Raw genomic sequence first — 14,432 nt, 5'->3', positions numbered from 1 at the left:
CTACGTAAGAACGTCTCTGTCCATAGCCCGAGTAACATGAACGCATCGAGTAACTGCGTATCGCTCGTCGGCGCGGTGGCGACGCGCCGATTCCCGGCGGCCGGCCCGAGGGGGAGAGCGCCGTGAGCATTCGAGACGAGTTCCAACATCAGCGACTGCGCGCGAAGTGGAAAGTGATGGACGGGCTTATCGCGGCAAAGAACCGCCTGCCCCTCGATACGTCGTCGGTCGCGGACCGGTTCGGATACGTGCTCATCGCGCCGAGCATCCTGTTGGTTAGTTTCCTCGCCGTCGGGATGGTCATGCTCGCGTGGTACAGCGTGCTCACGTACGACACCATCGAGATATTCGTCTACGAACTCACGCTCGATAACTGGATGCGCCTCGTCGAGACGGGGGCGTTCCACACCGTGTTCCTCAGGACCCTGCTGTACTCGGCGCTCGTCACGGTCGGAAGCGTCGGGCTCGCGGTTCCGTACGCGTATCTCGTCGTTCGCACGAGGCGGCCGGTGTTCCGGTACGTCCTCCTGTTCGGCCTGTTCGTGCCGTTCTTCACGGGAGTCATCATCCGAGCGTACGGCTGGCTCATCGTCCTCGGGAAAAACGGCCTGCTGAACTGGGGACTGAACGCGCTCGGAATCGAGACGGTGAGCATCATCGGAACCCCCGCCGCCATCGTCGTGGGGCTCCTGCAGTATCTGATGCCGTTCGCGGTGCTGATGTTGACGCCCGCGATAGCAAGCATCGACAGCGACCTCGAACGCGCGGCGCAGAACTGCGGGGCGAACAACTGGGAGACGTTCAGACACGTCGTGTTACCCCTCTCGCGGCCCGGAATCACCGCGGCGACGATCGTCGTGTTCACGCTGTCGATGGCGAACTACGCCATCCCCAATCTGCTCGGTGGCGGGACGAACAGCTTCGTCGCGAACTTCATCTACAGCAAGGTGTTCGACATGATGAACTACCCGTTCGCGGCGGTGCTGTGTATCATCCTCGTCCTCGTGGCGTCGGTGTTCGTGTTCGCCGTGTTCAAACTGTACGGAACCGGGACCCTCGGCGTGGAGGCGGGCGAACAATGAGCGGACTCCTCCGTCGGTTCGGCACCGACCACCCGTACCTGGCGGCGTTCACGCTCTTCGAGTTCGTCTTCCTGATTCTCCCGTCGGTCATCATCCTCGTCGTCTCGCTGGGTGCGAACCAGATTATCTCGTTCCCGCCGAGCGAACTGAGCCTCAGGTGGTACGCGTCGCTGATTCACGAGCCCGGCTATCTCGAACCGTTCTTCAACAGCGTCATGGTCGCCGTCTTCTGTACTGCCCTCGCGATTCCCATCGGCGTGATGACGGCGCTCGGACTGAACCGATACGACATCAGGTTCGAACACGGCATCCAGATTTACCTCCTGTTGCCGTTTACCGTCCCGCTGGTCGTGTCGGGGTTCATCCTGCTCATCATCTTCGGCCGGTTGGGGTGGATCGCCGAGCTATGGGCCGTCGGGCTGGCGCTGACCATCATCAACATCCCCTTCATGATATGGAGCGTCTCGTCGAGCGTCAACGCGTTCGACTCCACGCTCGAAGACGCCGCACAGAGCCTCGGCGCGGAGGAGATACAGACGTTCAGATACGTGACGCTCCCGGCGCTGATGCCCGGCGTCATCTCGGGGTCGTTCCTGATGTTCATGCTCGCGTTGAACGAGTTCATCGTGAGCCTCATCATCACGACGACGGCGACCGAAACGCTTCCCGTCGCGATTTACGGCGCGATTCGGGGGAACATCAGCCCCCAAATCGCGGCCGTGGCGAGCATCTACGTCATCATCGCCATCGTCGCCATCGTCGTCGCGGACCGCGTCGTCGGCCTCGAGCGGTTCCTCCACAGCTAACGGCGGAACGCTTTTTCCCGGGAGACGCCGACCGCGGGCAGTTACTCGGACAGGTCAGCTATCGCGTCGAGTTTCGCCCGAAGTTCGAAGTTCGTGATTGCCGCCCGCGCACAGCGGTTGGCAACGGCCGCGGCCGCCGGTCTGTCGGCTCCAGCGAACCGCGCGTGAATGAAGCCGGCGTCGAAGAAGTCGCCCGCCCCGCAGGCGTCGACCGACGCGGCCGGTTCCGTCTCGACCCACGTCGCCTCCGACTGCCCGTCGGCGACGAGACAGCCGCGGTCGCCGGCTTTCACGACGCAGGCGTCGGCTCCGTCGGCGACGAGCGTCTCCGCGGCGGCGACGAGGTCGTCACACCCGGAGAGGCGACGCGCTTCCGCGTCGTTCGCGAACAGGGTGTCGACGTGCGGGAGGAGCGCTTCGGCCGTCGAGAGCCAGTCGCCGGGCGACCAGTTCGTGTCGAGAAACACCGGGCGACCGCGGGCGGAGAACTCGCGGGCGATGGCGACGGCGTCGTCGCCCCAGAGGTACGGGGCCTGTGATAGCCCGGCGACGAACAGCGCGTCGAACCCGTCGGGTGTGACGGCGGGAATCGCGCCGTCGGTCATCGCACCCCGGTGGGTGACGAACGAGCGGTCGGACTCGAACAGGAAGCCGGCGGCGACGCTCACCGTCGCGTCCGGCTGTTCGACCACGCGGCTCGTGTCGACGCCGCGGGCGTCGAGAAACGTGCGCCAGTGCGTAGAGAGCACGTCGTCGCCGACGTACGTGACCGCCGCCGGGCGACTCCCCAGCGCCGCGAGGCCGAGCGACGCGTAGCCCGCGGAGCCGCCCGGCCGCAGTTCGAACGACGGCGCGACGAGTTCCTCCCCGCGGTCGGGGTAGCGGTCGAGACCGGCGAAGACGGCGTCGACGATGGCGTCGCCCAAGACGAGCACGTCGGTCATCGTCGGGACACCGCCGGCGGGCGCGAGCGAGTCGGTGAAGGGTCACACATGAATGAGAGTCCTGCCGTCTGTGAACGCCGGGCGGCGACGACGGCCGGTCGCCGCTCAGGGGGCCTCGTCGGGCGCGACGAGTTCGACCGGGTGGGTCACGTCGCGGGCGAGGAGGTCGGTCAGTTGCTCGGTGCACGAGGTGCCGCTGGCGACGACCACGCGGTCGCTCGCGTCGGCGAACTGGTCGGCGAGCTCCGCGCCCACGTCCATCGAAAGCTCGTAGTACTCCGATTTGTAGCCGAAGCTCCCGGCCATTCCGCAACACTCGACGTCCGAGGTGACGACGTCGAATCCGAGGTCGTCGAGCACCGCCTCGGTGTACGTCTCGACGCCGAGCGTCCGCTGTTGGCAGTGACTGTGGTAGGCGACCGGCTCGTCGGGGGCCGCGAGGGCCGCCGGGTCCGCGCCGTTCGACAGCAGGCCGAACACGTACTCCATGACGTCGTAGCTGTGTTCCGAGAGCCGGGCGTGGGTCTCGTCGTCGAGGAGCTTGCCGTACTCCCGGCGCATCATCGCGAGGTCGGACGGTTCGACGACGACGACGTCGAACGACGAGTCGAGATACGGCGCGAGGTCGCTCGCGACGGCCTCAGCCTGTCGGGTCGCCGTGTCGACCATCCCCTGCGAGAGCGGCGCGCGGCCGCTTTCTATCGGGGTGGCGAGTTCCACGTGCGCGCCGAGCGCTTCGAGGGTTCTGACGGCCGCTTTCCCGCGGTCGACGAGGACGTAGTTCGTGTAGGCGTCGGGGTAGAGCACCACCTTGCGGGTCGCGGTCGCGTTCGGTGCGCGGGGTCGCCGGGAGTCGAACCAGTCGACGAGCGTCTCGCGCTGGAACGTCGGGAGTTCCCGGTCGGGCGCGACGCCGAGATACCGGTCCATCAGCGTCCGGACGGGACCGAGGTCCGCCACCCAGTTCGACAGCGGTGCGGTGGCGCTCCCGAGTCGCGCGAGCGTCCCGAAGTTACCGAAGAGGCGCTTTTGCGGCGTGACGGTCCCCTCGGCGTCCGGCGTCAGCCCCTCGACGAGGAATTCGAGGTCGGACGGCGTCGCCTCTCCGTTGAGTCGGTCGCGGACGACCGTGTTTATCCACGGGATGTCGATTTTGACGGGACAGGCGTTCACGCACCGCGAACAGCCGGTACAGAGGTCGTTGAACTCGCCGGCGGCGTCGAGACCCTCGACGCCAGCCTCCCAGCCGGTCGCGATGCCGCCCGTGTACGTCTCGCCGCCGAAGGCGTGGCCCCCGACGTGCTGGAAGTTGCCGCAGGAGTTCGCACACGCACCGCACCGAATGCAGTAGAGCGTCTCGCGCAGGTGGTCGTCCTCGCGCATGGCGAGCCGGCCGTTGTCGATGAGCACGAGATGGAACTCCCGCTCTGCGTCGCCGCTCCCGAGCGGTTCGTCGGGGTTCTCGAAGTCTATCGTCGGGGTCTCGACCGGCGGCGTGAGCATCGAGACGTACTGCGAGATGTCCTGTCCCGTCGCGGCGCGCGAGATGAGGTTGACGAACGGTTCGAGTTCGGCGGCGCTCGGGAGGATTTTCTCGACGCCCGTGACCGCGATGTGGGTGTCGGGCGTCACCGCCGACTTCCGGGCGTTCCCCTCGTTCGTGACGATGGTGATGGTCCCCGAGTCCGCGAGGACGAAGTTCGCGCCCGTCATCCCGATGTCCGCCTCTCGTATCCGGTCGCCGAGGTAGTCCCGCGCGAACTCGGTGAGTTCTTCCGCCGTCTCGAAGGGAACCTCGGGGTCGAACACGTCGTTGAACAGGGCGGCGACCTCCTCGCGGGACTTGTGGAGCGAGGGGCCGACGATGTGGGACGGGCTCTCGTCGGCGACCTGAAGGACGAACTCGCCGAGGTCGGTCTCCCAGACGTCCACGCCGGCGGCTTCGAGCGACTCGTTGAGCTCGATTTCCTCGGTCGTCATCGACTTCGACTTCACGAGCGTCTCCGCCTCGTTCGCCTCGGCCACGTCGCGAATGTAGCGGTTCGCGTCGGCGGCGTCGTCAGCGACGTACACCGACCCGCCGTTGGCCTCGACGCTCTCGCGGAGCGTCTCGATGAGCGACGGGAGGTTCTCGATGGCGGCCTCCTTGATGCTCCGGGCCTCGGTTCGGAGCGTCTCGAACTCGTCGAACCGCTCGATGGCGTCGTATCGGCCCTGATTCAGGTGCGTGACGTTCTCGTAGACGGCGTCGCCCTCGGCGTCGAGGAGTTCGCGGAGTTTTCGCGCCTTCCGTCGGCGCTCGGATTGCGCGCTCATCGGTCTGTGAGAACGACGACTTCGACGTGTTTGGGGCCGTGGACGCCCTCGACGAGCGCACCCATGTCGCCGGTCGAACTCACGCCCGTGGCGAACACCGCGGAGCCGCCGGCGGCGAAGCGCTCGCCGACGGAGGCGGTCGCGGACGCGACGTCGGGGAGGATGTCGCTCTCGCGGACGACGGCGAGGTGCGTCGGCGGATAGAGGCTGACGGGTTCGGTGCCCGCGTCGTCGCTGTCGATGACGAGCGTCCCGTGTTCGGCGATGGCGTGGCCGACGCCCGTCACGCCCGTCTCGGCTTCCCGAAGCAGGCGAGGCGTGGGCGGCGTCTGGACGACGGTGTCGTCGAGCGAGACGCCCTCGAGGTGGAGGGGGACGCCGACCGCGGGCTCCGTCACGAGCGAGTCGATGGTCAAGGCGAACCCCGCCGTGTCGGTCCGCGTCAGCGGAACGTCGATGGCCGCGAGCGAGGACGCGAACTGTTGTGTGTCAGTATCACTCATTGACCACCAGTTCTCGGAGACACACTAAGAGCTACCCGCTCCGTATGGCGGTCGCCGGCCTCGCCGCCACATGGGGGATTCGGGTTTATCCGCACGGCCGTTCAGGTCCCGGGTATGAACATCGACACGGACAGACTCCGACGCGACCTACAGGAGAACGCCGCGTTCGGGGACGTCGACGCCGACGAGGGCGTCGGGCGAACCGTCCTCACCGGGAGCGAGGCGGACCGAGGCGTGCGAGAGCGCTTCGTCGACCGCCTCGAAGCGGCCGGCCTCGACGTGCGGGTCGATGCCGTCGGGAACATCTTCGGTCGCTGGACGCCGCCTTCGTGCGACCCGTCGGCGGCCCCCGTCGCGTTCGGGAGCCACCTCGACTCCGTCCCTCGCGGCGGTATCTTCGACGGCCCGCTCGGGACGTACGGCGCGCTCGAAGGCGTCCGGGCGATGCAGGAAGCGGACGTCGCCCCCGCCCGCCCGGTCGAAGTCGTCTCGTTCACCGAGGAGGAGGGCGGTCGGTTCGGCGTCGGGACGCTCGGGTCGTCGGTGGCGACGGGGAAACTGGGCGTCGACGAGGCGCTCGCGCTCGAAGACGACGACGGCGTCACGCTACGCGACCACCTCGACCGAGTCGGCTTCGCCGGGAGTGACGCGGTCGACCCCGCCGAGTGGGACGCGTGGATGGAACTCCACATCGAGCAGGGCACGCGCCTGACGGGGGCGAACGCCGGCGTCGGCGTCGTCGACTCCATCACGGGCATCACCAACTGCGAGGTGGCGGTGACCGGCGAGGCCGACCACGCCGGGTCGACGCCGATGTACGAGCGGTCCGACGCGCTCGCGGCCGCGTCCGAGTTCGTCCTCGACCTCGAACGCGCGGCGGAGGAGCTGGCGACGACGAGCGAGGCCGCCGTCGGGACGGCCGGAAAGGGAACCATCGAACCGAACGCCCGGAACATCGTCCCGGCCGAGGTCCGACTCCAACTCGACATCCGAGACGTGGAACACGAGACGATGGACCGCCTCGTCGAGCGCTGTCGGACCAGCCTCGCGCGACTCGAACGCAACAGGGGCGTCGAGACGTCGATGTCGCGGTACCGGGACAGCCCGCCGAGTCAGATGGCAGACCGGTGTCTCGCGGCGGCGGACGCCGCGGCGGCGACGAGGTCGGTCGACGCGCTCCGCCTGCACTCGGCGGCGATGCACGACACGGCGAACCTCGCGGCGGTCACGGACGCGGGGCTCCTGTTTGCCCCCTCGCGGGACGGCGTCTCCCACTCCCCGCGGGAGTGGACCGACTGGGACGACTGTGCGACCGCGACCGGCGTCCTCGCCGAGACGGTCCGCTCGCTGGCGTCGGACTGAGCCCGGCGACACCACCATCCGGAGGGTGGCGTTTTTTTAACTCGTTCTCGGAAGTTCGACCGTGACACGTTACGCTATCAACCCGCCGGAGCTCAAGGACGCGCGCAGTATCGGCTACAATCACGCCATAATCGACGGCCAGCAGTTCTACATGGCCGGGCAGGTCGCGATGGACGCCGACTCGAACGTCGTCGGCGACGACATCGAGACGCAGGCGCGGAAGGCGTACGAGAACGTCGGCGTCCTGCTCGAAGCCATCGGCATGACGTACGCCGACGTCGCCAAGGTCACGACCCACATCGTCGACGCGAAGGAACACTACTACGACGGCTACAAAGAGGTGTACCTGGAGACGTTCGAAGAGCCGTATCCGTGCCACACCGTCCTCGGACACGACCAGTTGGCCAACGAGGACTACCTCGTCGAAGTCGAGGTCGAACTCCCGCTCACGGAGGCCGACGTCGACGCCATCGAGCCCGACGGCGACGTGGTCCGCGAGCTCTGAGCGCCGCCATACGGAGGTGAGTCGGTTTACTGTCCCGGACGCGCACCCGAGTGTATGATGAAGCGACCCGGACTCTCGGGGCTCTCGACGAGAATGCCGCAGTCGGGAATCCGCGAGGTGTTCGACGCGGCGCAGTCGTACGACGACCTCGCTGACCTGAGTATCGGCGAGCCCGATTTCGCGACGCCCGAGCCGATAGCCGCCGCCGTCTGCGAGGCGGTCGGCACCGGCGCGAGCAGTTACACCGAAACGGTGGGGCGGCCGGAGTTACGCGCCGCGCTCGCGGAGAAGCTCGCCGTCGAAAACGGCATCGACGCCGCCCCCGAGTCGGAGATTATCGTCACGCCGGGCGCGATGGGCGCGCTGTTCGCCGCGGTCAACGTGCTCTGTGACCCCGGCGACGAAGTGCTCGTCCCCGAGCCGTACTGGCCGAACTACCACGGCCACGTCGCCAGCGCGAACGCCCGGCTCGCCTCCGTCTCGACCGACGAGGAGTTCGTCCCCACGCCGGACGCCGTCGAAGCGGCGGTGAGCGACGACACGACGGCGATACTCCTGAACTCGCCGGGGAACCCGACCGGGGCCGTCATCCCGCCCGACCGGCTCCGGGCGCTCGACGACGTCGCGGCCGAACACGGCCTGTGGGTCGTCGCAGACGAGACGTACGAAGACCTCGTGTACGACGGCGCGACGCACCACTCGCTGGCGAGCGACGGCGATCGGTTCGACCGAATAGTAACGGTTCACAGCTTCTCGAAGTCGTACGCGATGACCGGGTGGCGAATCGGATACGCGAGCGCCCCCGAGCGCGTCATCGACGCGATGCGCGTCCTGCAGGAACACACCGTCTCGTCGGTCCCCGAGCCGGCGCAGGTCGCCGCGAGCGCGGCGTTGGCGAACCGGTACGTCGTCGGCGAACTCCGCGAGGCGTTCGCCGAGCGGCGGCGACTCGTGCTCGACCGACTGGCCGCCATCGACGGCATCGACCCGGGGACGCCGCGCGGCGCGTTCTACGTGTTCGCCGACGTCTCGGCCCACACGACGGACAGCCGGGCGTTCGTCGAGCGCCTCATGTCGGAGGCCGGCGTCGCCTCCGTCCCGGGTGCGGTCTTCGGCGCGGCCGGGGAGGGGTACGTTCGCTTTTCGTACGCCGCGGACGTCGAGACGCTGACGACCGCGATGGACCGACTGGAACGCGCGCTCTGAGCGGGCGAGCCCGCGGTCCACATATGGAGGTTGTGGGTATATTCGCCCGTCTCGGGTTCACTCGACCATGACTGAGACGGTACGCGCTGTCATGCTCGACCCCGACTGGTTCGGCGACGTCGAGTCCGAGCGCGCCCACTTCGAGCGGTTGCTCGGGTCGTCCGTCGTCGTGGACGCGGTCGACTGTACCGACGCGGAGATACCCGACGCGGTCGGCGCGGCGGACCTCCTGCTCTCACACGACACCGGCGTGTCGGCGGAGAGCATGGACGCCACGGGCTGTTCGGTCGTCTCGCGGTACGCGACCGGTATCGACGGCATCGACGTCGAGGCGGCGACCGACCGCGGCGTCCGGGTGACCCGCGTGCCGACCTACTGCAACGACGAGGTCGGGATGCACGCCGTCTCGCTCGCGCTCGCGCTCGTTCGAGGGCTTCCGACGTACGACGCCGCGGCCGCCGACGGGCGCTGGCACTGGGCGGACGCGATGCCGATTCGGGCGGTCTCCGAGCTCACGTTCGGTCTCCTCGCGTTCGGGAACAAGGGCCGGTCGGCCGGGGAGAAGGCGCTCGCGCTCGGCTTCGACGTCTGCGCGTACGACCCCTACGTCGACGACGGCGACATCGAGGCCGCGGGCGTCCGGCCCGTGGGCTTCGAGGCGCTCCTCGCGGAGGCGGACGTGCTCTCGATTCACGCGCCGCTGACGGACGAGACGGCGGACATGATAGACGCCGACGCCATCGACGCGCTCGACGACGACGCGATTGTCGTGAACACCGGGCGCGGCCGCGTCGTCGACGAGGGCGCGCTCCTCGATGCGCTCCGGGGCGACAGGCTCCGCGGGGCGGGACTCGACGTGCTCAGAGCGGAGCCACCGAACCCCGAGAACCCGCTTCTCGACCGCGAGGATGTCATCGTGACGCCCCACGCGGCGTGGTACTCGACGCGAACCGCGGAGAAACTGCGACGCCTCGGCACGGAGACCGCGGTCGCGGCCTACCGGGGAGACGCCGTCGAGGGACTCGTCAATCCCGAGGCGCTCGACCGGTAAACGTCGGCGGAAGACGTCTCAAAAACGCGATACGCGGCGGGGTCGCGGGACCGTCTCGCGTCGGAACCGCGCTTATTCGTCGTCTTCGTCGGGGTAGACGAATCCGTCGCCGACGTTCCAGCCGACGGTGACGCTGTCGCCTCGGTCGTGGACGACGCGGGCGTCCGCGGACTGGTCGATGAGGCGAACCGTCTCGCCGAAGGCGGGGACGAAGACGTGGTACTGCGTCCGCTCGCCCTCGAACGACACCTGTTCGACGGTCGCCGGGTACGTGTTGTCGCAGTCGGCGTCGAGCGCGACCTGTTCGGCGCGGATGGCGACGACGACGTCCGAGAGGCCGTCGACGGTCGCCGCGGGAACGCGAACCGTCCCGTCGGCCACGGAAACCGTCGCCACGTCGCCGTCGACCCCAGCCACGGACCCCGACAGGAGCGTCGTGTTGCCGATGAAGTCGGCGACGAACGGCGTGTTCGGCGAGGCGTAGATGTCCTGTGCGGAGTCGAGTTGCTCCAGTCCGCCGCCGTTGATGACCGCGATGCGGTCGGCCATCGAGAGCGCCTCGGTCTGGTTGTGCGTGACGTGGACGATGGTGAGCTCCGTCTCCTCGTGGATGCGCGTCAGTTCGGCGCGCATCTCCTCGCGGAGTTTCTTGTCGAGCGAGGAAAGCGGCTCGTCCAACAGGAGCAACGTCGGTTCGTAGACGATGGCGCGGGCGAACGCGACGCGCTGTTGTTGGCCGCCCGAGAGCTCGTCGACCGGCTTGTCCGCGTAGTCGACCGGGAGTCGGACGAGCTCGAGCACGTCTTCGACCTTCCGGTCGATGTCGTCTGTGTGCTCGCGCCGCATCTTGAGGGGGAACGCGATGTTCTCCTTGACCGTCATGTGCGGGAACAGCGCGTGGCTCTGGAACACGAGCCCGATGTCCCGCTCGTACGGCGGTTCGTCCGACACCGGTCGGCCGTCGATGTAAATCTCGCCGGACGTCGGCTTCTGGAATCCCGCAATCATGTGCAGGAGCGTCGTCTTCCCCGCGCCGCTGGGGCCGAGTATCGTGATGAACTCCCCGTCGGTGATGGGAATCGTCACGTCGTCGACGGCGCGGAGCGTGCCGTACTCTTTCGTTACGCCGTCGATACGAACGACAGTCTCGCTCGAATCGGTCACTGTGGAGTCGAATTGCTGGGTGGCCATCGTCTACTGTCCGTACCTCTGCGTTCCCGACGGGACAAAAGACGACCCTCCACACGGTGGTGTCGTTATAGTCATGTGAGGAAGTACCGCAGGAGGTTCTTGATTATCTTGTTCTCCGCGCGCCGGAGGTGTTCTTCGAACGTGCGCCGGGAGACGCCCATCTCGTCGGCGATTTCGCCCGTCGTCGAGCCGCGGGGAATCTCGTAGTACCCCATCTCGACCGCGAGCGAGAGCGCGCGCTGTTGGCCGTCGGACAGCGTCGGGAGCGCGGAGTCGAGCATGAGTATCGGGATGTCGGGCGCGATCGAGCGAATCTCGCGTTTGGCCTCGACGGTCACCCGGTGGCTGTCGCTGATGCTGTGGTAAACGCCCGAAAGCTGTTCTTCGGTGAGGGCGAGCACGCGGGCGAAAAGCGCCCCGTCGCTGTACGTCAACGGCGGCAACGAGAGACACTGGTGCGGCTGTAAGTACCCCTCTAACAGGTTGTCTCGGTAGTCGAGAAGACACGAGTCCGTGATGAGCACCGCTTCTTCGTCCTTGTAGACGATTTCCTGAATGCCGACCGTGTCGTCGAACGTCTCGACCGGCGTCTCGATGTCGGACCCGCTCACGTAGACGAGGTCGCAGTACTGGTTGCACCACATCTCGACGTGCACGTCTTTTCCGAGCGTCACATCCGCGTACGGGCTTTGGTGGTCTATTCGGAGAGTTGCTTCGTACATTAGCTACCTATTCGGCAGTTTGTTACCCGTTATACTATTTATATGCACCTCCATTTGCACATTTGTCCACCACCACGATTTCGGGAATGTTCAGTGAAAAGACATAAACGGCCGCGCGTATCCTCGCTCATCGAATCGACAGAACCAGAGCTGAAGGCTCACAGAAACCGATTTCACCGCATGTTTCATTCCAGAGCCGACCGAGTTGTTGTGCTCGTATTCGACATAGTTGTAGACATACACTATGAAGTGCCTAATACACTACAAACAGCCACATAATTCGGGTACAACTCACTACACGAACGGCCCGTGTCGATTTCTTGTTAAAGCTCTCCACATATGGAGGGTGGCCATGTATGACCGTCACCCCACATGGAATACCTACGCATGAGAAAGCACACCAATTCACAACCGTCGGCGCGAGCCACGGGACGGTCTCGTCGCCGGTTCATCTCGGCCGCGGGCGCGACGGCGCTCGCTGGACTCGCGGGCTGTACCGGGGGAGGCGGTTCCGACGGCGACTCGGGCGGGGACGCGTCGTCGGGGACCACGACCGGAACCGAGGACACGACGCCGCCGAAGCCGGACAGCATCACGGTGCGGGCGTGGGGCGGCGCGTGGCAGGAGAACCTCGACAAGCACATCGCGCAGGCGTTCACCGACGAGACCGGCATCGAAGTCGAGTACGACAACTCGACCGAAGAGGAGATGCAGGGGAAGATTCGCACCGCGATTACGCAGGACCGAACCCCGCCGGTCAACGTCAACTGGTCGCTGTCGAAGACGAGCTACCGGTCCTACCAGATGGGCCTGATGGAACCGCTCGACACCGAGGTGGCTCCGAACCTCGAAGGACTGCTCGGCGCGAGCAAGCCGGAGGTAGAGGACGCGGAGTGGCCGTTCGTCAACCTCTACTCGTACACGTACGCCCTGACGTACAACACCGACCTCGTCTCGAGCGAACCGACGTCGTGGAGCGTCTGGTGGGACGACGAGTGGGAGAACTCCATCGGGCTGTACCCCGGCGGTCACGGGATAACGCCGCTCATCGCCAAGATGACCGGGACCGAACTCGGGCCGGTCGAAGAGATGACGCCCGTCTGGGACGAGTACACCGCGCTCAAGCCGAACGTCGGAACGATCGGCGACGACTCGCACCTCACGCAGAACCTTCGGCAGGGAGAAGTCGCGATGTCGGTGATGCTCCCGGCGAACATCATCAACGCGCAGGACGACGGCGCGCCCGTCGACTACACGATTCCCGAGGAGGGCGCTCGCGCGGGGAGAGACACGATGTGGACGCCGACGAACCAGGACGAACGGTACGTCTACTGGGGACAGAAGTTCATCGACACCGCCGCGAACGCGGAGAACCTCGGCCCGTGGTCGACGGAGCTCGGCGTCGCGCCGCTCCACGCCGACGCGACGATTCCGGACTGGATGCGAGACTCCGTCGCGTTCCCCACGAGCGAAGAGCAGTTCAACCAGATGATTACGGTCCCGCTGGACCTGCTGATAGAGCACCAAGCCGCGTGGGAGAGCAGGGTCAACGAGATGATGCAGGCGTAAGTAGACGGCGACGGTCCCGCTCCGGTGCAGTTCTTTTGAAAAACCGATAGCCGAAGCGCGAAGTCAGCGACGCTCGGCGACTCGCTCGCGTGCGAGTTCGTCCGCCGTGACGAGGGCGTCTCTGACCGCCCGCGGCGTCACCTCGAACGGCTCGTTGTGAATCGTCTCGTAGGGTTCGCACGTCGCCTCGGCGACCGTCCGGAGGTGCGCCTCCGTCGGGTCGTCGAGGCCGACGTCCGCGAGCGTCACCGGGAGACCGACGTCGAGCGAGAAGTCTATCAGGTCGACGAGTTCGTCGGTCTCGCGGCCTTCGAGGACGAACTGGGTGAGCGTCCCCAGATTGACCTTCTCGCCGTGGGTCGCGCCATGGGTCTCGGCCACCTGCGTGAGTCCGTCGTGGACCGAGTGGGCGGCCGCCAGCCCCCCGCTTTCGAAGCCGATGCCGCTCATGAGCGTGTTGGCTTCGACGACGGCTTCGACGCTCTCGGTGACCGCGTCGCGCTCGACGGCGGCGACCGCGCTCCGTCCGTGTTCGCGGACGGTCTCGTAGCACGTCCGCGCAATCGCGTGCGCGGTGCGCGTCGAGTGGCCCTCGAAGACGTTCGTCGCGTGCGCCCGAACGGCGGTGTCGGCTTCGAACCACGTCGCCATCGCGTCGGCCATGCCGGACCGGAAGTGCCGAGTCGGCGCGCCCGCGACGACGGCGGTATCGACCACCACGAGGTCGGGGTTCGCGCCGTGGAACTGGAACTCGTCGAACTCGTCGGCCTCGGTGTAGAGGACCGAGATACTGCTCGTCGGCGCGTCGGTCGAGGCAATCGTCGGCACGGTCACCAGCCGCGAGCCGGCCTCGGCTCGGACCGCCTTCGCCGTGTCGAGCGCCCGCCCGCCGCCGACACCGACGACGACGTCCGCGTCGGCCGCCCGCTCGGCGATTCGAGCGACCTCCGCGTGCGTACACGCGCCGCCGAACTCGATTCGGTCGACGGTGAACCCGCTGGCTTCGAGGCCGGTCGAAAGCGACTCGCCGACGAGGTCGAAGACGGTCTCGTCGGCGAGGACGACCGCGCTGGTGCCGTCGGCGTCGACGTAGGAGCCGATGGAGTCGAGCACGCCACACCCCTGAACGTAGGCGCTCGGGGCGTTGAACGTTCGAATCACGGGGTGTGCCTCAC

Annotated in this window: 13 protein-coding genes; 7 read left to right on the top strand and 6 right to left on the bottom strand. The window is 66.9% G+C overall.

Translation table 11 applies throughout. The features are described 5' to 3' along the window. Positions 1-122: 122 nt before the first annotated feature. On the top strand, positions 123-1,082 hold the full coding sequence (locus tag IEV64_RS05355) for an ABC transporter permease (protein ID WP_229722514.1): 960 nt from the start codon (positions 123-125) through the stop codon (positions 1,080-1,082). Next, the gene (locus IEV64_RS05350) at positions 1,079-1,888 is read left to right on the top strand and encodes an ABC transporter permease (RefSeq protein WP_188423380.1); all 810 of its coding nucleotides are present in this window, start codon (positions 1,079-1,081) and stop codon (positions 1,886-1,888) included. The genes IEV64_RS05355 and IEV64_RS05350 overlap by 4 nt, the downstream gene beginning before the upstream one ends. 41 nt (positions 1,889-1,929) lie before the next feature. Here the strand turns inward: IEV64_RS05350 and IEV64_RS05345 are convergent, their stop codons facing one another. The 3 genes from IEV64_RS05345 to IEV64_RS05335 form a co-directional block, all read right to left on the bottom strand. Continuing rightward, positions 1,930-2,832, bottom strand: coding sequence for a carbohydrate kinase family protein (locus IEV64_RS05345; RefSeq protein ID WP_188423379.1), 903 nt, complete (start codon positions 2,830-2,832; stop codon positions 1,930-1,932). 105 nt (positions 2,833-2,937) lie between these two features. After that, a complete protein-coding gene (locus IEV64_RS05340; RefSeq protein ID WP_188423378.1) occupies positions 2,938-5,148 on the bottom strand; it encodes an LUD domain-containing protein in 2,211 nt (736 codons plus the stop codon). Further along, a complete protein-coding gene (locus IEV64_RS05335; protein ID WP_188423377.1) occupies positions 5,145-5,651 on the bottom strand; it encodes an LUD domain-containing protein in 507 nt (168 codons plus the stop codon). Before IEV64_RS05335 ends, IEV64_RS05340 begins: the two co-directional genes overlap by 4 nt. Before the next feature lie 114 nt (positions 5,652-5,765). Between IEV64_RS05335 and IEV64_RS05330 the strand changes: the two genes are divergently transcribed. From IEV64_RS05330 to IEV64_RS05315, 4 genes are all read left to right on the top strand, one after another. Then, positions 5,766-7,013, top strand: a complete 1,248-nt coding sequence (locus tag IEV64_RS05330; RefSeq protein ID WP_188423376.1) for a Zn-dependent hydrolase — start codon at positions 5,766-5,768, stop codon at positions 7,011-7,013. Positions 7,014-7,074: 61 nt separating this feature from the next. Continuing rightward, positions 7,075-7,518: a RidA family protein gene (locus IEV64_RS05325; protein ID WP_188423375.1), complete on the top strand. Its 444-nt coding sequence runs from the start codon at positions 7,075-7,077 to the stop codon at positions 7,516-7,518. Positions 7,519-7,572: 54 nt separating this feature from the next. Beyond that, positions 7,573-8,724, top strand: coding sequence for a pyridoxal phosphate-dependent aminotransferase (locus IEV64_RS05320; protein WP_188423374.1), 1,152 nt, complete (start codon positions 7,573-7,575; stop codon positions 8,722-8,724). Positions 8,725-8,791: 67 nt separating this feature from the next. After that, positions 8,792-9,775, top strand: a complete 984-nt coding sequence (locus IEV64_RS05315; RefSeq protein ID WP_229722512.1) for a C-terminal binding protein — start codon at positions 8,792-8,794, stop codon at positions 9,773-9,775. 72 nt (positions 9,776-9,847) lie between these two features. On the opposite strand, the gene IEV64_RS05310 is transcribed toward IEV64_RS05315, so the two are convergent. Further along, positions 9,848-10,966 carry an ABC transporter ATP-binding protein gene (locus IEV64_RS05310; RefSeq protein WP_229722510.1) on the bottom strand — a complete coding sequence of 373 codons (1,119 nt, stop codon included), beginning with the start codon at positions 10,964-10,966 and terminating at the stop codon, positions 9,848-9,850. A 71-nt stretch (positions 10,967-11,037) separates the two neighbouring features. Then, on the bottom strand, positions 11,038-11,688 hold the full coding sequence (locus tag IEV64_RS05305) for a helix-turn-helix domain-containing protein (protein WP_004968811.1): 651 nt from the start codon (positions 11,686-11,688) through the stop codon (positions 11,038-11,040). Positions 11,689-12,060: 372 nt separating this feature from the next. Between IEV64_RS05305 and IEV64_RS05300 the strand changes: the two genes are divergently transcribed. Then, positions 12,061-13,257, top strand: a complete 1,197-nt coding sequence (locus IEV64_RS05300; RefSeq protein ID WP_229722508.1) for an extracellular solute-binding protein — start codon at positions 12,061-12,063, stop codon at positions 13,255-13,257. 63 nt (positions 13,258-13,320) lie between these two features. On the opposite strand, the gene IEV64_RS05295 is transcribed toward IEV64_RS05300, so the two are convergent. After that, positions 13,321-14,418, bottom strand: coding sequence for a glycolaldehyde reductase (locus tag IEV64_RS05295; RefSeq protein WP_188423373.1), 1,098 nt, complete (start codon positions 14,416-14,418; stop codon positions 13,321-13,323). Positions 14,419-14,432 lie beyond the last annotated feature (14 nt).

Source organism: Haloferax sulfurifontis (assembly GCF_014635105.1).
Lineage (GTDB): Archaea > Halobacteriota > Halobacteria > Halobacteriales > Haloferacaceae > Haloferax > Haloferax denitrificans.
The sequence above is the reverse complement of the archived record's forward strand: the minus strand, read 5'-3'. Positions and strand labels throughout refer to the sequence as shown.